The sequence below is a fragment of the Brevibacillus sp. SKDU10 genome (assembly GCF_001645205.1).
Taxonomy (GTDB): domain Bacteria; phylum Bacillota; class Bacilli; order Brevibacillales; family Brevibacillaceae; genus Brevibacillus_B; species Brevibacillus_B halotolerans.
In genome coordinates this window covers 1-16,936 of record NZ_LSSO01000141.1, presented here as the reverse complement: position 1 = coordinate 16,936, position 16,936 = coordinate 1, and the positions used below count along the sequence as shown (strand labels likewise).

Here is a 16,936-nt window from a genome sequence, read left to right as displayed (position 1 = left end):
CTGTCAAAAGTAGAGAGGTGGATACATTGAAACGTTTTTTTTCAGGGGTGCAACCATCTGGTAACCTAACAATAGGTAACTATTTAGGTGCAATTAAGCAATTTGTAGAATTACAGCATGAGCCAGATGCAGAAGCCTTTTATTGCGTAGTAGATATGCATGCGATTACAGTTGCTCAAGATCCAGAAGAGCTGCGCAGACGTACACGTGAAATTGCTCAAATCTATCTAGCATGCGGTGTTGATCCTGCGAAAGCTACTGTATTTATTCAGTCACATGTAAAAGAACACGCTGAGCTTGGCTGGTTATTGCAATGCGCTAGCTACATGGGCGAACTAAATCGTATGACACAATTTAAGGATAAAGCAGAAGGAAAAGCGAACGTCAATGTTGGTCTGTTTACGTATCCAGTCTTAATGGCTGCTGACATCTTATTGTATGATACGACCCACGTACCTGTAGGGAACGACCAAAAGCAACATATTGAGTTAACTCGTGATATCGCAGAACGATTTAATAATAAATATGGCGAGACCTTTGTCATTCCAGAGCCAAAAATCCAGGAATTTGGGGCACGCATCATGGCTCTCGACGAACCGACGAAAAAAATGTCCAAATCAGCAGAGAGTGAAGCGAGTCGCATTGCGATTTTGGAAACCCCAGAGGTATTTAAGAAAAAGATTATGCGAGCAGTAACCGATACCGAGAATTCCATTGCTTTTGATGAAACAAATAAGCCTGGTATCTCTAATTTGCTAACAATCTATAGTATGTTTGCTGATGAATCTATTGAATCGCTAGTAGAACGTTATCAGGGGCAAGGATACGGTACATTGAAAAAAGATCTAGTAGAGGTTGTAACCGAGCAGCTTAGTAAGATTCAGCAACGTTTTAATGAGTATAACGACGTAGCAGAGCTGGACAAAATTCTGCGAGCTGGTGCTGAAAAGGCCAGTGTGATTGCAGAACAGACGTGCAATCGTGTAAAAGATGCGATGGGGTTATTGCGTATATAACTGGGAAATACAGGAGAAGAGCCATTACTCTTAATTGAGAATGGCTCTTTTTCATGTTTGTCGAAGCATGATATTTCGTGAAAGCTTAGAGAAGATAAAGTAAGTTTCACGTGAAACAATTTAATTAAAACTAAACAAAAGCAATAAAAAGCGCAATTTATCCGAGTCTTCGACGACATTCGATTTTGCCTATGTGAATCAGATTGATCCCTTACAAAAATGTAAGATTGATGAAAGCTAAACCGATGGGAATGAAATCAAGTGATTTATAAAATAAACCTATATCGCGAAGCAATCATTCGCATTCACCTATGAGCTTATGAAAGGAAGCGAGGGTGAGACATAATGAGACAAGAACACAGAAAGAGAAGGATGGGTCTTATATCCATTATTTTTTTTGTTGTACTTGCTGCAATCATTGGTTCAGGTGCTAGCTTTTATAAGTATCAAACTTTGAAATACAATGTTCCTTATGAAAAAGAGATACTAGCCTATTCCAAACAATATGGAACTGATCCAGCATTACTAGCTGCTTTAATCTCTTATGAAACAAATTTTAAAAATAAAGAATACCAGCCAAGCCAGTTAAATGGATTGATCCTTTTGAAAGATACTACGGCTCAGGTATTCGCTGAGATTATGGATTGGAAAGGATTCACACCAGATATGCTAGCCAATCCCGATCATGCGATCCATATGGGGGCTTTTATGATAAGCCATTGGGAAAAGGCAGGTAAAACACAGCAAGAGATTATTCGTGCTTTTTTATTACGAAACAAAGATGGCCAGTTTAAACAAGATAGAACATTTCAAACAGCATATGAAGCGATTTTGAAAAAGTATGAGCAATACCAACGACTGTTCACATAATCATTGGAAAGGGACGATATGACATGCAAAAAGTGTTGCAAGTAAAGAATGCTTCCAAAATATACGGAGGAAAGACAAATAGCTATACAGCATTAGACCATGTTAGTTTCGACGTACAGCAGGGTGAATTTGTTGGAATCATGGGACCATCAGGCGCAGGTAAAACTACGCTGCTTAATATTATTTCTACGATTGATTCGCCTACATCCGGGGAGATCCTGATTGATGGAAGTGATGTTGTCAAAATGAAGGAAGACAAATTGGCAATGTTCCGTCGCACGAAGCTAGGCTTTATTTTTCAAGACTACAATCTGCTAGACTCGTTAACAGTACGTGAGAATATAGCACTGCCATTAGCCCTGACAAAGGTGAAGGCAAAGGAAATTGATAAACGCGTAGAGGATATTGCTAAAAGATTTGGAATTGAACACATTTTAGAGCAGTATCCATACCAAATTTCCGGGGGACAAAAACAGCGTTGTGCAGCTTCTCGGGCGATTGTCACTAATCCAAGTCTGATTTTTGGAGACGAACCTACCGGGGCTCTTGATTCCAAGTCCTCGGCTGACCTGTTGCAATGCTTACAGACATTAAATCAAGAGGAACAAGCGACGATTTTAATGGTTACACATGATGCAAATGCAGGAAGCTACTGTGAACGTATTTTGTTTATTACAGACGGAAAAATTTCAATTGAATTAAAAAAGGGTACACAAACTCGAAAAGAGTTCTTCCAACGCATTATGGATGTGCTGGCTGAGCTTGGGGGTGATATGAGTGACGCTATTTAATCTCGTTTTACGCAATATGAGACGAAACATGAAAAGCTATCTGATCTATTTCGTCTCCATGATCTTTAGTATTGTTATTTACTATACGTTTATGTCCTTGCAATTTAATGCGCAAATTGCTGAAGTAAGCGGTGGAGATGCATATGTAAAAAAAGCATTTGAATTTTCTAGTGGTTTGCTCTTATTGTTTGTCGCTATATTTATGGTGTATTCAAACAGCTTTTTTACTCGCAAACGGAAAAAGGAAGTCGGTCTTTATTCATTACTAGGGGTTAGAAAAAGACAGGTTGGAATGATGCTCTTTTTTGAGAACCTCTTCCTAGGAATCGGAGCTTTAATTCTAGGAATTATTCTGGGTGGTTTTTTATCGAAAGCTTTCTTGTCCTTACTCGTTTATCTCATGAATATTGATATGCAGGTAAACTTCGAAATTCCGTTAGAGGCAATCAAGCAAACAGCTACCGTGTTTTTTGTTTTGATTCTCTTTACGTCGCTACAGGGATATATATTAATTTACCGTTTTAAATTAATTGAGCTATTCCGTGCTGAGCAAGAAGGGGAAACCGTTCCAAAAGGTTCAGTAATTCTAGCACTCTTCTCTGTATTTCTGATTGGATCTGCCTATTTCCTAGCGGCTAACTTCATGAATTACTTTGATGTTTTAGTAGCTTTTTATATCATTGGTGGTACTGTGCTAGGAACTTATATATTGTTCCATTACTTCATGATCTTTTACTTTAAACGGGCACGTAAAAACAAGCGTTCCTTCTACAATGGATTAAACATGGTAAGTAAAGGTCAATTGCTGTATCGCATTAAAGGAAATGCCACTGCGCTTGCTACTATTACTGTGGTAAGTACGATTACGATCTGTGCAGTTGGAACGGCAGCGACCTTCTATTTCAATGTCAATGATGTAACGGCGCAGAGTAATCCGTATAGTTATTCCTATCATAAGGACGGTAAGGAGTGGAATAACGAAGTAGAGAAAACCTTCGCAAATGCTAAGGATAAGAATCCAATCCAATTGGAAACAGAAGTGCCTTATATCGTTGTAAAAACGCAGGATGAGAAGAAAGCAGGCTTCTCCTTACAATATCGCACCTCAGAGGGAATGTTTTTATTAGGGCAATCGAAATATAATGAATTGGCTAAAGCTTTGAATCGGGAGTCTGTAGAGGTTAAACCCGGTGAAATGGTAATGATGGATGGTTTTTATGACAAAATGTTTCATAGCGATGTCCTTAACAAGCAGGTGTCTTACAGGCTAGGAGATCAAGTCAAAACCTTGACCTTAGTAGATGCTAAGAAAGTGGCAGTAAGTAATTTAAGGAAAACGACCTTTGTAGTATCTGACGCTGACTATCAAGCAGCTCAGGAGTATGGAAAGCCTTACTTGATTAAAAATATAAATGTTGAAAATCAGTATAAAGCAAGTGAGTTGTCTGCAAACCTGCATAAAGTGATGCCGGAGCGCGAGGAGCTACAGGATTTTTATACCCAATACCAAGCTCTGATGGAATCAACAGGGGTCATGGTCTTTATTGGTGGATTCATTGGGTTAGTCTTCATGCTTGCGACAGGCTCAATCATTTATTTCAAACAACTTACAGAAGCTCATAACGATAAGAAGTACTATACAATTCTACACAAGATTGGTGCTACGAAACGTGAGAGCAAAGAGGCCATTAGTAAACAAATAGCTTTTATTTTTGGAGGGCCGCTTCTGTTGGGAATTAGTCATAGCTTGTTTGCACTTAATACGATGTCGGCAATGTTTAGAATGAACATCTTGATGCCTGTATTGGTGAGTATGGGAGTGTATCTGGTTATCTATGTTGGATACTACTTTATGACTGTTCGTTCCTACAGTAATATTGTCTTGGATCACAATAATTCGTAACAATAAGCTATTTTTCATGCGAAAAGCAGAACTTCAGGGGGATGATCCTGAGGTTCTGCTTTTTTACTTGTATGCTGGATATGATAGTGCTGTGTATTACCTTTGAGCCGTAAATAAGAAAATCTCATAGGTAGCTGGTATCCCCTGGTCCTGATGAAACGTATCTTTGTAATAATTCATCATCGGCAATAGAAATCGTCTGTCTCCTAAGCCGTGCGTAGGGGAAGAAACAGTGGCTCCTATTTCTTTAATCGAGCGTAAAAAATCAAGGACAGTTGAGTAATAAAGAGTGATGGAATAAGCGTGGACCTTTATATTTTGAAAACCAGCGTTCTTTAAAAAAGAAGTCCATGTGGAACAACTTTCAAAACGAAGAATATGCCGGCGAGCTTTTTCTCCCAGATTAGCATACGTTGCAGCATAGGAATCGTGTAGCTCATGGAAAGTAAGAGGACCAAATGTTGAGAATAACAGATGTCCCTCAGGCTGCAAAATTCTGTGCAAGAAAGAGAGGGTTTTTTGTGGATAGTGGAGCCACTGAAAGCAAGCATTCGAGAGAATCAGGTCATGGCTTGATTCAGGCGCAGTCTTAGCCCACTCTTCAATATCAGCACATATGAATTGAAGAGCTGTTGGAATCATGAATTGCTGGCTTTCTCGAATGGCTTGCTCTGTTTGCCTTAGCATTTTATCTGCCAGATCGAGAGCAGTATAGCTTCGTAGTGAGGGGGAGTGAGCCAGCATCTTCTGAGTGAGATAGCCTGTTCCACAACCAATCTCAAGTGCTTGGGAGAAGGAAAATTCACTTTGAAACGATTGAAGGAGTTGATCGGCCATCTGCTTTTGCACAATTGCATGCTGGTTATACGAGCTGGCTTTTCGATTAAATCGCTGTTGGATGTGCAGTTTATTTGGCACGAAGAAACCTCCTTATTTCGTTACTTAGATAAGAAGAATCTGCTACAAATGGATAATGACCTTGGTAGTCAGGGGAAAGAGTTGTAGCGTTTGGTAAAGACTCTGCTAGTTTCAGCCCTGCTGCATAGGGAATAACCGGGTCATACAAGGAATGGAAGAGTAGACAAGGACAATGTATGTCAGCTAAAAGTGGACGGCAGTCTGCTGAGAGTAAAATTTCCAGCCCGGCTACCAAAGCTTCTTCTGTCCAATTACATTGCTGAAGCAAGATACGGCTTTTTTCAAGGCCAAGCCCTTTCTCTGATGAGGGAAACATACTTTGATAAAAGCGTTCTAGCACCTCATGTCGATTTTTTCTAACCAATCGTTTCATACGAACAAGAGAGGTCGCTGGCCAGCCTAGCTGGTTCTCTGTTTGATCACGGACAAAACGCGCTGTTGTATTTATGAGGACAAGACTTTGGACAGGGAAGATAGTAGCTAGATGCTGTGCTAACATTCCGCCTAATGACCAGCCAACAACTGAGACAGGAGAAGAGTGTTTTCGCTGATTTTGAAAATAGGCTTCTTCCACTTTTTGATAAAAAGCAGAGGGAGAGTCCGATTGAGAGAAATCGACGGAAACATGATGATACTCGGGTAAGCTTTGTTGCCAGTTATCCCAGATGAAAGACGGCATTCCCCAACCTGGTACCCAAAGTATCGTTTCATTGGTTCTCATGTAATCACTCCAAGTTCTATTGCTGTCCGAATGATTTTTTGCGTTGCCCTAGCTAAATCTTCATCTGAATGCGTTGCCATTAGGGAAAAACGGATGCGTGCCGAATTTTCGGGAACAGTAGGAGGACGTATTGCTACAGCTAAAATCCCCTCTTGCTCTAAAAGCTTGCTATATTGAATGGCTGTCTGATTATCGCCAAGTAGCAGAGGGACAATGGGAGAATCTCCAGCAGGGACAAGCAAACCAGCCTGTTGTAGCTCCATGCGGAATTGTTTGCTCTTTCTGTAAAGCTCCTTTCTGCGCCAATCCTCTTGTTGAACAATGGCAACAGATTGACCAATGGCTGAGATTAGAGCAGGTGGTAGCGAGGTTGAATAAATGAGCGGACGGCAGGTATGTACCAAGTAATCAATTACTACTTGATCAGCACATACATATGCCCCATACAAACCAAGGGCTTTGCTGCATGTTCCCATCAGGATATCTACCTCTTGATGAACGCCGTATTGATGACATAAACCAGCACCTGATTTTCCGTAAACACCGCCTGCATGTGCTTCGTCCACCATTAAAAATACACCATGATCATGTTTGATTCTTACCAGCTCTTCTACATCAGCCTTATCGCCATCCATCGAAAAGACGGTATCAGTAACAATTACATTCCGCCGGTGGTTTCCCTTATGTTTTCGCAGAAGATACTGTAGGTGCTCATAATCGTTATGACGGTAACGATAATGGTCGGCCCGGCTTAAAATCGTACCATCTACTATGCTGGCATGGTTAAGACGATCGCTATAAACAGCTCCATGACGATCTAGCAGTGCAGTAAGACAGCCCAAATTAGCCATGTAGCCATTTGCAAATAACAGGGTTGCCTCCCGTTCCTTCCAGCGGCTTATCATTTTCTCCGTATGGTCATAACATGAAAAGTTACCAACGACCAAACGGGATGAGGTTCCTCCTGCTCCAAAGGCTTGTGATGTCATTTCCCATGAATGTAGTATCCGAGGATCATATGATAATCCTAAGTAATTGTTAGAAGAGAGGTTCAGTAATTTTTGACCGTTTGCTACAATCCATGTTCCTTGGCTTTTAGCCACATATTCGGTTTGACGAAGACTGCGTGTAAGCCCCATACGATGCAATTCATCTAATTCATGCCGCAACTGGGGATATCTATTCATGTACGTGGTCGTTAGCAAATGCATTTTCTTCAATTTCAAAGCCCATGTCTGCTATCATTTGATGGTCGGCATGTATCGATTGTCCAGCAGTGGTTAAATAATCACCAACAAATACAGAATTAGCGGCGTATAATGCCAGAGGCTGTAGGTGTCCAAGGTTTAGCTCGCGCCCACCCGCGATCCGAACTTCTTTGGTCGGACAAATAAAACGGAACAAGGCGATTACTTTCAGACAAAAACGTGGTGTATTTCGTTCCATATGAGCTAATGGAGTCCCCAGTATCGGATTTAAAAAATTAATGGGAATAGAATCAGCATGGATTGCCCGCAGAGTATAAGCCATCTCTACAATTTCCTCCAGTGTTTCTCCCATCCCAATGATGACTCCTGAGCAAGGAGACATTCCGGCTGTTTTTGCATGTTCGATTGTTTCGGTCCGTTGATCGTAGGTATGAGTAGTAGTGATGGCAGCATAATTCTCTTTGCTTGTATTGATGTTGTGGTTGTAGCGATCTACCCCAGCGGCCGCTAAACGACTTGCTTGTTCTGATGTTAACAATCCTAAACAGGCACAAATTTTTAATGATGAGGTTTGTTTAATCTCTGTTACTGCATCGATTACTTGTTGTAATTCTCTCTCGGTTGGCCCACGACCAGAGGCCACGATGCAATAGGTTCCCGCTTTTCGCGTGATCGCTTCCTGTGCCCCTTTTAACAGAGTTTCTTTGTCTAACATTGTGTGCTTTTCAATAGGTGCTGACGAACGACTTGATTGAGAGCAATATCCGCAATCCTCCCGACAATGCCCGCTTTTCGCATTCATGATCATGTTTAACTTCACTCGTTTGGCAAAAAAGCGATAGCGTACCTGATAGGCAGCTTGCAGGATAGGCAATAATTCATCGTCGGTCGCTTGTAAAACTCTTAGAGCTTCTTCCTTGGTGAGAAGCTCGCCAGCTATAGATTTTTGAGCCAAAATAGACCAATCATATATAGAGCCAATAGCTGATATACTCATAGCACAAATCCCCCTCAAGAGTATTACTTCATCATTTTCATAAAGCAGGAACTAATCTTGAAATTCGCGTAGAATGGGTGTTAGCTGAATATGCTTTTCTATCACTTCGATAAGTTGATTTTTAGTGATTGGCTCCGCAAGGTAAGGAAACAGCCCCAGAACGGGAACTTTACCAAAATCCTCAATGTAGTCAGCATTTTTCCTGATTGCTGTCATAGAGAGTGCGGCTTCTGTTTGATTTAGAATAACGCCTAAGATAGGAATTGCTCTTGTGCGCAAGGCTTCTATGGAGAGAAGAGTATGATTAATCGTTCCTAAGCCCCCGCGCGCAACCAGTAGAACAGAGAAGCCAAGCTGTTTAATGAGATCAATCCCTAGCTTTGTGTCTGTCAAGGGAGCTAATAATCCACCGGCACCTTCTACCAGCAGATTTTTATGTCTAGCAAAAAGAAGCTGACCAGCCTGTATAATGCCGGGGAGTGTTAAGATGGTACCTTCTCGAATTGCCGCTAGGTGTGGTGTAACTGGTTCTACAAAGGACAGGGGAGCAATTTCATGTGGAGCATCCTCTAAGCCAGCCAGAGCTTTTATACGTGAGGAGTCACTATCTATGTCATCTGCCCGCGCTCCTGATTGCACAGGCTTCCATACTCCCATGTCCAAATTTTTCTGAAGAAGTGTTGCGGCTAAACTAGCTGTAATAATGGTTTTACCTATCTCTGTATCAGTTCCCGCAATAAAAATGCCGTTGGTATGTCTCATGCTTCTCTATCCTCTGTAACTTCGACAATCGCTTGATATAAAATTTGAATCATTTCAGTTAGTTCATCGCGTGTACTTGAGAGTGGAGGCATAAATACAAGTACATTTCCGAGTGGACGTGTTAATAAGCCTAGTTCTCTGCAGCGTTGGCTTACTTTTACTCCAATTCTGTCATTCCAGTGATAAGGAGTTCGCTTCTGTTTATCTACCACCAGCTCTATACCAATCATCAGACCTTTCTGGCGAATGTCTCCTACATGCTTTCTCTCTAAAAATGCAGGCCATTTTTGTGTGAGCCACTTTGCATCAGCAGCTACTTTATCTACCAGTCCTTTTGATTCAAATAGCTCTAAATTGGCAAGAGCAACAGCACAGCCTAGCGGATTCCCGGTATAGGAATGTCCATGGAAAAATGTTTTTTGTTCCTCGTAATTCGCATAAAAACCTTGATAGATTTCATCTGTTGCAAGAGTGGCCGCCAAGGGGAGATATCCACCGGTAATCCCTTTAGCAATGACCATGATGTCAGGCATAACCTCCTCGTGTTCACAAGCGAACATCTTACCTGTGCGCCCAAAACCAGTAGCAACCTCGTCAGCAATAAAAAGAACCTGGTGTGCAGAAGCTAGCTCAGCGATCTTTTTTAGACAACCTTCTGGCATTACAATCATGCCACCAGCGCCTTGCACGATTGGTTCAACAATAATCGCAGCGATTTCACTCGATTTTTCTTGTAGCAGCTTCTCCAAAGATTGAAGTGTTTGCTCCAGTGCCGCTCCATCCTTTTCTTCCCTGTATGTATTTGGATAAGGAATGGTGTAGGGAGAGAATAACAGTGGTTTGTACACCTGATGATAAAGGGGGATTGCGCCTACACTAACGGCCCCAATTGTATCTCCATGGTATGCCTGATTCATCGTAATAAAGCGAGTCTTCCCGCTAATCCCTTTATTTTGCCAATATTGAAAGGCCATTTTTAGAGCAATTTCTACACCTGTAGCTCCACAGTCTGAATAGAAAACCTTCGTAAGCCCCTCTGGGGTGATCTCGACTAGTTTTTCTGCTAATTGAATCGCTGGTACATTGGCCATACCCAGCAAGGTTGAATGGGCGATGAGTTCTAATTGTTTGGTTATGGCTTGATTTAATTCAGGTACGCAGTGCCCGTGTACATTAAGCCAGACAGAGGAAAATCCATCGTAGTATTTTTTGTTGTTCACGTCGATTAATGTAACGCCCTCTCCTCGCTCGATGATTAAAGGATCATTCTCACAGTAGTCTTTCATTTGAGTAAAGGGATGCCACAAATATTTTTTATTTTTACTGGCTAATTCAGCATAGCTGGGTGTTGAAATCATGTAGGATCTCCTTTCTTCTTTTTTGTAAACCTAATTTATTATTTAGTTTACAAATATAGTTAGAAATATAGCATAGCTTTTTTTTCCTGTAAACGATTAAGGATGCACATTAAAATTTGACAAATATAACAGAATAGCTAGAAGATGAAAAATGAGAATGAATAAAGTAAGGATAGAATAGAGAAAATATTTCTATTGTGTAGTGGGAGGGAAATGTATGTTAACACGTAAGGTTTCACGGGTGGCGTTGATTGGTTCTGGATTTGTTGGATCCAGCTATGCTTATGCGCTATTGAATCAAGGTATTGTTAACGAGTTAGTTATTATTGACGTTAATAAGGACAAAGCAGAAGGCGATGCCATGGATTTAAGTCATGGTCTACCGTTTACTTCTCCGATGAAGATTTGGGCAGGTGACTACTCAGATTGTAAGGATGCTGATCTTGTGGTCATTACAGCAGGGGCAAATCAATTGCCTGGCGAGACACGTTTAGATTTGATTGAAAAGAATGTTAGGATTTTTAACAAGATCGTAACGAGCATCATGGAGAGTGGATTTCAGGGTATTTTTGTCGTAGCTAGTAATCCAGTAGATGTTCTGACCTATGCAACGTGGAAAATTTCAGGGTTACCTCATGAAAAGGTAATCGGCTCCGGCACATTGCTTGATACTGCACGTTTTCGTTACTTGCTTAGCAGAGCTTTTGAGGTGGATTCCCGCAGTGTCCATGCTTATATCATGGGAGAGCACGGAGATACGGAATTGCCTGTTTGGAGCCAGGCCAGTATCGGAGGCAAGACGATTACAGAATGCTTAAAGCAAGGGGTAGGGCCTACCAAAGAGGAATTAGACCAGATTTTTATTAATGTCCGGGATGCGGCTTATCACATTATCGAGAAAAAGGGTGCGACATACTACGGAATTGGAATGAGCTTGGCTCGTTTAACCAAAGCGATTTTATATAATCAAAATTCTATTTTGACCATCTCCACTCTTTTACAGGGGGAGTTTGGTTTGCACGATACATATTTAGGAGTTCCGGCTGTAGTAAATCGCAGCGGTGTACGTGAGGTTGTTGAGATCACGTTAAATGAGGAAGAAAAGGCTAAACTAAAGCATTCTGCGGACGTGTTGAAGCAGGCATTGTCTACGATCTCCTTTACGTAGCAATATAAGGAGAAACGCAGGCATAAGAAATTCATGATGTAAGGCTGACAAATGTAGGGGAAACGGGAAGGCTACTGATTAGTGGAGCAGCACTTTCTGTTCCCCTGTTTTTTTGCTCATTTATGTTTTTTTCCGGGTCTTTCGATCACATCCCAGGTTTCCTGGTCTTGAATTTGGTTCATAATAAGCATATATTCAGAAATAGCCTCTTGAATGGATCTAGCAATTTGTTTTTGCTTTTTTTCATTTACTAGAAAATGGCGGTCACGCGAGTTACTTAGATAGCCCATCTCTACAATAACTGACGGACATATAGATTGCTTAAGCAGATAATAGGTCTTGCCAGGCAATGGCTCACCTTTGGTTTTATACAACTGATCTAAATGGTGCTGGATGATATCAGCTAGAATATAGCTTTGATTATTTTTTTGATAAAGGACTAGCGGGCCTCGGATAGATTTGCTATTTGACCAATTAACATGGAGGCTAACTAGCATTTGTGGATGAATTTCCTTAGCCAAATGTCGTCTCTGGGCTAAATCACGAATATGACGTGAGGGAGAACGCAGCCATTTATTTTCATCGCTAAGAGCGTAATCACCTGTGCGATTTAGCAAAACCTGATAGCCTTTTATCAATAATTCTTTATACAATAGCTTGGCAATTTGCAAATTAATATCCTTTTCTAAAATTCCTTGATAAGAGGTTCCTCCATCTATGCCGCCGTGTCCTGCATCAATAATGATTTCTATTGGTATATGCTCGGAGCTAATTGCTCTGGCATCAGTAGGGAGAAGGCCCATCAACAGCAAGCCTACCAAGGCTACCTTCAACCACCGCATACACTTCTCCTCCTTAGGTTATGGAACAAGATGTACGTATCGTGTGCGAAATTTTGATATGTAAAAGTATCCCCCTACCTGCAAAAACTCATGAAGAACTTTCAGAGGAAAACAGAGGGATTTATATAATAAATCGCCTTTTCACTCTAGCCGTTTGGACGTAAATCGCACTTATATGTTATAATAAAGCGTTGTAATTTCGAGTTGGAGGGTAACCTAAAATGGCAGAACAAACATCTCGGTTTCCAAAAATTGACATTAGCCAAGAGATGCGTGACTCGTTCATTGATTACGCGATGAGTGTCATCGTTAGTCGCGCTTTACCTGATGTAAGGGACGGACTAAAGCCAGTTCATCGCCGTATCTTATATGCCATGCATGATATGGGGCTTACTCCTGATAAGGCTTTCCGTAAATCCGCAAACGTTGTCGGTCAAGTAATGGCTAAGTATCATCCTCATGGTGACACGGCAATTTATGAGACCATGGTTCGGTTGGCACAAGATTTCAATATGAGATATATGCTCGTTGAAGGCCAAGGGAACTTTGGTTCTGTGGACGGCGATCGGGCGGCAGCTATGCGTTATACTGAGTCCCGTTTTTCAAAAATTGCTTTAGAAATGCTTCGGGATATTGATAAAGATACAGTAGACTTTATACCAAACTACGATGGACACGAGGAAGAACCTACCGTTCTCCCTTCTCGTTTTCCGAATTTGTTAGTAAATGGTTCAGCAGGTATCGCGGTTGGGATGGCGACTAATATACCACCGCATAATCTGAGGGAGGTCATTGATGGTGTTAGTGCCATGATTGATAATCCTGAGATTACTGTTGCAGAACTGATGAAAATCATTAAGGGGCCGGATTTCCCAACAGCGGGTGAAATTTTAGGCTACTCTGGTATTCGCCGTGCTTATGAAACAGGACGCGGTTCCATTGTTATGCGTGCCAAAACCAATATTGAAGAGAACAATGGGAAAGCCCGCATTATTGTAACGGAAATTCCGTATCAGGTGAACAAAGCTAGACTTGTTGAAAAAATTGCAGAATTAGTACGTGAGAAAAAGATTGATGGCATAACTGATTTGCGTGATGAATCTGACCGCAAAGGAATGCGTATTGTCATTGAACTTCGTCGAGATATTGTTCCAAAAGTAGTGTTAAATAATTTGTTTAAGCATACCCAAATGCAATCAACCTTTGGGGTTAATATGCTGGCGCTTGTTAATTCACGTCCAAAAACATTGAATTTACGCGAAATGATCTACCATTACTTGGAGCATCAACGCGTCATTGTTCGCAGACGCACTGAATACGAATTGCGTCAGGCTGAAGCGCGTGCGCATATCTTAGAGGGATTACGCATTGCACTTGATCATATTGACGAGATCATCAGTCTCATTCGTTCATCTCGCATGGCAGAAGAAGCGCGCAATGCTTTGATCGAGCGATTTGGATTGAGTCATGAACAGGCTCAAGCGATTTTGGACATGCGTCTCCAACGTCTTACTGGTCTGGAACGCGAAAAAATTGAAGCGGAATACCAAGAGCTTTTAATCAAGATTGCTGAATTAAAATCCATTCTTGCTGATGATAATAAAATTTACTCGATCATTCGTGAAGAGATGAATGCCATCAAAGAGAAATTCGGAGATGACCGTCGCACGGCAATAACGATTGGCGAAGATATGATTGAGGATGCAGATCTGATTCCAGAAGAGGAAGTTGTTATTTCCTTAACTCATAGCGGTTACGTGAAACGTTTGCCTGTAACCACCTATCGTAGCCAGAAGCGCGGAGGTCGTGGTATTCAAGGAATTGGAACCAAAGACGACGATTTCGTCGAGCATCTTTGCATCACGAATTCCCACGATACGCTCTTGTTCTTTACAAGTAAGGGAAAAGTGTATCGCTTAAGAGGATTCGAAATTCCTGATCTGAGTCGTACAGCTAAAGGAACACCAATTATCAATTTGATTCAAATTGAAAAGGGTGAGACAGTCAGTGCTGTAATTCCTGTGAAGGAATTTAGAGAAGATCAGTTTATCTTCTTTGCCACTAAACAGGGTATTGTTAAGAAGACGGACTTAAAATCGTTCGAGAATATTCGACGCGGCGGTCTCTTTGCTGTAAATCTACGGGAAGATGATGAGCTGATTAATGTTCGTTTGACAGATGGCAACCAACAAATCATCATGGGTACAAAACAAGGAATGTCCGTTCGTTTTAACGAAGGCGACGTACGAACCATGGGACGTACTGCTACAGGCGTTAAGGGGATAACCCTAGATTCTAACGACGTAGTAATTGGTATGGATGTCATCCGTGATGATGCTGAGGTATTGATTGTAACTGCAAAAGGCTACGGTAAACGTACACCTGTGTCTGAATATCGTATTCAGACGCGTGGAGGTAAAGGAATTAAAACCCATAATGTTACAGAGCGAAGCGGTCAGGTTGTTGGCTTAAAAGTTGTGCAGGCTGATGAAGACTTAATGATTGTCACAATAACTGGCATCATTATTCGCATGGAGATAAAAGGGATTTCCGTTATGGGACGCTATACGCAAGGTGTAAAATTAATTCGTCTAGGTGATGAAGAGGAAGTTGTTTCAATTGCAACGGTAGAAGCTTCCGAGGAGGACTCTGAGAATAATCCTTCTGCAGAAGCCGAAGCGATTGAGACGGACAACGTTAACGAGGCTACAGAAGCAGATGCTACAGAAGCAGATGCCGATGTAGATGTAGCTGATGATACATCTGAAGAATAAGTAATAAGTAAAAAGGTGATTCCATGATGGGATCACCTTTTTACATAAATTCCTTTGGAAATATAATCAAGTTTTCCCTATCCTTTTGTGTGCATCGCTTTTATAATAGAAGATAATTCTAAAGATATAGGTCTAATTTCTTAGTGATATATAGGGGGATCGATATGCCTGTTTGTCAGATTAAACACATACCGGTAGGATCTCGTTTAACGGAAGATGTTTATACACCGTTAGGAGGATTGCTTTTTACAAAAGGAACCGTTGTAGAGGATAGAGAATTAGAAATTTTGGATGCTTTTATGATTGAAGAGGTTTCTGTTGAAGCTGCAGTAGATGGAACTGTTACTACAGAAGGATTTGCCGATGGGAAAAAGCAGGTATCCGCAGAAGGAAAAGAGACAAGTAAACCGATAAGAAAGCGACAATCAGAGTCGGGAATTGTGGAGCATTTAGAGAAGGCAGTCTCTTCTTTTAAAAACCTTTTCCAACATGTACAAGGGGGACAAAGCATTCCTGTATTAGAAGTTCGGAATGTTATGACTACACTTATTAAAGAAGTAGAGGAGCAATCTAATCTTCTATTTATCCTGAAAAAAGCAGATAATCCAAATAACTACTTGTATGAGCATTGTGTAGGTGTGGGGCTACTTAGCTATATTATGGCAAAGTGGATGAAGCTTCCGGAAAAAGAATGGATGCAGGTAGCTTTAGCAGGGATGCTTATGGATATAGGAAAAACAAAAATTGACCCTAAAATTTTGTGGAAGCCAGACAAGTTAACTTCTAGTGAATTCGAAGAGATGAAAAAACATACTGTTTATGGTTATGAGTTAATTAAATCGGCAAAGGGCCTCACACAGGGTGTTGGATTAGCAGCACTACAGCATCATGAACGAGAAGATGGAAGTGGGTACCCATTTGGTATAAAAGGTGATAAAATACATACCTACAGTAAAATAATAGCTGTGGCTGATATGTATCATGCGATGTGCTCTGACCGTTTACATCAAAAGGCAACTTCTCCATTTCTAGTAGTAGAGCAGTTGTTGCAGGATAGTTTCGGTAAGTTAGATCCAAAGGTAGTTCGGGTTTTTGTTAATGGAATTACGCAGTTCTCTATAGGAAGTAAAGTAGAATTAAGTGATGGAACAGTCGGGAAAGTGGTATTTATAAATCAAAACTATCCAACCCGACCGATGGTAGAAATCAATCAAAACATCATTAATCTAGCTGACAAGAGAAATGTTTGGATTGTAAAAGCACTGGTTTAAGATCATTCTTTTATGAAGCCAAGATATTTATAACGATTAGGTTATAAGTATCTTTTTTATTTGATACTGAAAAAAATTTAATTTTATTTAAAAAAACTATTGATTTTTATTGTGTCTGTGTGTTAGACTAAGTCCATAAGGTTGAGACAGCGGTTACTGAGTAAAGAAAACAACTGCTTAAAGAAATTATCTTTTAAAAAAAGTTGTTGACAAGAAAAGTTTAAGCTGATATGATTAAAAAGTTGCTTCTGAAAAACTTAACAAAAAACTTCTTGACAAACAAAGAAGAAAATGTTATAATGATGAAGCTGATTGTGTTCTTTGAAAACTGAACAGT

The 16,936-nt window shown here is 40.7% G+C and carries 14 protein-coding genes; 7 read left to right on the top strand and 7 right to left on the bottom strand.

Features of this window, described 5'->3' with window-relative positions:
• Positions 1–26 precede the first annotated feature (26 nt).
• The 4 genes from trpS to AYJ08_RS09110 all read left to right on the top strand — a co-directional run bounded on the left by trpS (position 27) and on the right by AYJ08_RS09110 (position 4,580).
• Entirely contained in the window at positions 27–1,016 is a 990-nt protein-coding gene (gene trpS / locus AYJ08_RS09125; RefSeq protein WP_064017457.1) for a tryptophan--tRNA ligase, read from the top strand.
• A gap of 345 nt (positions 1,017–1,361) precedes the next feature.
• The gene (locus AYJ08_RS09120) at positions 1,362–1,886 is read left to right on the top strand and encodes a transglycosylase SLT domain-containing protein (RefSeq protein WP_064017456.1); all 525 of its coding nucleotides are present in this window, start codon (positions 1,362–1,364) and stop codon (positions 1,884–1,886) included.
• 23 nt (positions 1,887–1,909) lie between these two features.
• Positions 1,910–2,677: an ABC transporter ATP-binding protein gene (locus tag AYJ08_RS09115; RefSeq protein ID WP_064017455.1), complete on the top strand. Its 768-nt coding sequence runs from the start codon at positions 1,910–1,912 to the stop codon at positions 2,675–2,677.
• Positions 2,664–4,580, top strand: coding sequence for an FtsX-like permease family protein (locus AYJ08_RS09110; protein ID WP_064017454.1), 1,917 nt, complete (start codon positions 2,664–2,666; stop codon positions 4,578–4,580). The genes AYJ08_RS09115 and AYJ08_RS09110 overlap by 14 nt, the downstream gene beginning before the upstream one ends.
• 96 nt (positions 4,581–4,676) lie before the next feature.
• On the opposite strand, the gene bioC is transcribed toward AYJ08_RS09110, so the two are convergent.
• From bioC to bioA, 6 genes are read right to left on the bottom strand one after another with little or no spacing between them, the layout of a single operon-like run.
• Complete coding sequence (bioC, locus tag AYJ08_RS09105; protein ID WP_064017453.1) at positions 4,677–5,498, bottom strand: malonyl-ACP O-methyltransferase BioC; 822 nt, start codon at positions 5,496–5,498, stop codon at positions 4,677–4,679.
• Positions 5,488–6,219, bottom strand: coding sequence for an alpha/beta fold hydrolase (locus AYJ08_RS09100; protein ID WP_064017452.1), 732 nt, complete (start codon positions 6,217–6,219; stop codon positions 5,488–5,490). The genes bioC and AYJ08_RS09100 overlap by 11 nt, the downstream gene beginning before the upstream one ends.
• Positions 6,216–7,406, bottom strand: coding sequence for an 8-amino-7-oxononanoate synthase (gene bioF, locus AYJ08_RS09095; RefSeq protein WP_064017498.1), 1,191 nt, complete (start codon positions 7,404–7,406; stop codon positions 6,216–6,218). Before bioF ends, AYJ08_RS09100 begins: the two co-directional genes overlap by 4 nt.
• A complete protein-coding gene (gene bioB, locus AYJ08_RS09090) occupies positions 7,399–8,424 on the bottom strand; it encodes a biotin synthase BioB (protein ID WP_064017451.1) in 1,026 nt (341 codons plus the stop codon). Before bioB ends, bioF begins: the two co-directional genes overlap by 8 nt.
• 51 nt (positions 8,425–8,475) lie before the next feature.
• Positions 8,476–9,186 (bottom strand): dethiobiotin synthase, encoded by a 711-nt coding sequence (bioD, locus tag AYJ08_RS09085; RefSeq protein WP_064017450.1) that lies wholly within the window; start codon positions 9,184–9,186, stop codon positions 8,476–8,478.
• Complete coding sequence (gene bioA / locus AYJ08_RS09080) at positions 9,183–10,544, bottom strand: adenosylmethionine--8-amino-7-oxononanoate transaminase (RefSeq protein ID WP_064017449.1); 1,362 nt, start codon at positions 10,542–10,544, stop codon at positions 9,183–9,185. The genes bioD and bioA overlap by 4 nt, the downstream gene beginning before the upstream one ends.
• A gap of 217 nt (positions 10,545–10,761) precedes the next feature.
• Between bioA and AYJ08_RS09075 the strand changes: the two genes are divergently transcribed.
• Positions 10,762–11,712, top strand: a complete 951-nt coding sequence (locus AYJ08_RS09075) for an L-lactate dehydrogenase (protein ID WP_064017448.1) — start codon at positions 10,762–10,764, stop codon at positions 11,710–11,712.
• A 116-nt stretch (positions 11,713–11,828) separates the two neighbouring features.
• On the opposite strand, the gene AYJ08_RS09070 is transcribed toward AYJ08_RS09075, so the two are convergent.
• Positions 11,829–12,554: an N-acetylmuramoyl-L-alanine amidase family protein gene (locus AYJ08_RS09070; RefSeq protein WP_064017447.1), complete on the bottom strand. Its 726-nt coding sequence runs from the start codon at positions 12,552–12,554 to the stop codon at positions 11,829–11,831.
• A 221-nt stretch (positions 12,555–12,775) separates the two neighbouring features.
• Between AYJ08_RS09070 and gyrA the strand changes: the two genes are divergently transcribed.
• Positions 12,776–15,328, top strand: coding sequence for a DNA gyrase subunit A (gene gyrA, locus AYJ08_RS09065; RefSeq protein ID WP_064017446.1), 2,553 nt, complete (start codon positions 12,776–12,778; stop codon positions 15,326–15,328).
• Between the two features lie 164 nt (positions 15,329–15,492).
• Positions 15,493–16,599 (top strand): HD-GYP domain-containing protein, encoded by a 1,107-nt coding sequence (locus tag AYJ08_RS09060; protein ID WP_064017445.1) that lies wholly within the window; start codon positions 15,493–15,495, stop codon positions 16,597–16,599.
• The last annotated feature ends 337 nt before the right edge of the window (positions 16,600–16,936 follow it).

Bases quoted from the DNA above. Each gene is read 5' to 3' on its own strand.
- AYJ08_RS09120 (WP_064017456.1), top strand. From the start codon at position 1,362: ATGAGACAAGAACACAGAAAGAGAAGGATGGGTCTTATATCCATTATT.
- AYJ08_RS09115 (WP_064017455.1), top strand. From the start codon at position 1,910: ATGCAAAAAGTGTTGCAAGTAAAGAATGCTTCCAAAATATACGGAGGA.
- AYJ08_RS09100 (WP_064017452.1), bottom strand. From the start codon at position 6,219: ATGAGAACCAATGAAACGATACTTTGGGTACCAGGTTGGGGAATGCCG.
- bioF (WP_064017498.1), bottom strand. From the start codon at position 7,406: ATGAATAGATATCCCCAGTTGCGGCATGAATTAGATGAATTGCATCGT.
- bioB (WP_064017451.1), bottom strand. From the start codon at position 8,424: ATGAGTATATCAGCTATTGGCTCTATATATGATTGGTCTATTTTGGCT.
- bioD (WP_064017450.1), bottom strand. From the start codon at position 9,186: ATGAGACATACCAACGGCATTTTTATTGCGGGAACTGATACAGAGATA.
- bioA (WP_064017449.1), bottom strand. From the start codon at position 10,544: ATGATTTCAACACCCAGCTATGCTGAATTAGCCAGTAAAAATAAAAAA.
- AYJ08_RS09075 (WP_064017448.1), top strand. From the start codon at position 10,762: ATGTTAACACGTAAGGTTTCACGGGTGGCGTTGATTGGTTCTGGATTT.
- AYJ08_RS09070 (WP_064017447.1), bottom strand. From the start codon at position 12,554: ATGCGGTGGTTGAAGGTAGCCTTGGTAGGCTTGCTGTTGATGGGCCTT.
- gyrA (WP_064017446.1), top strand. From the start codon at position 12,776: ATGGCAGAACAAACATCTCGGTTTCCAAAAATTGACATTAGCCAAGAG.
- AYJ08_RS09060 (WP_064017445.1), top strand. From the start codon at position 15,493: ATGCCTGTTTGTCAGATTAAACACATACCGGTAGGATCTCGTTTAACG.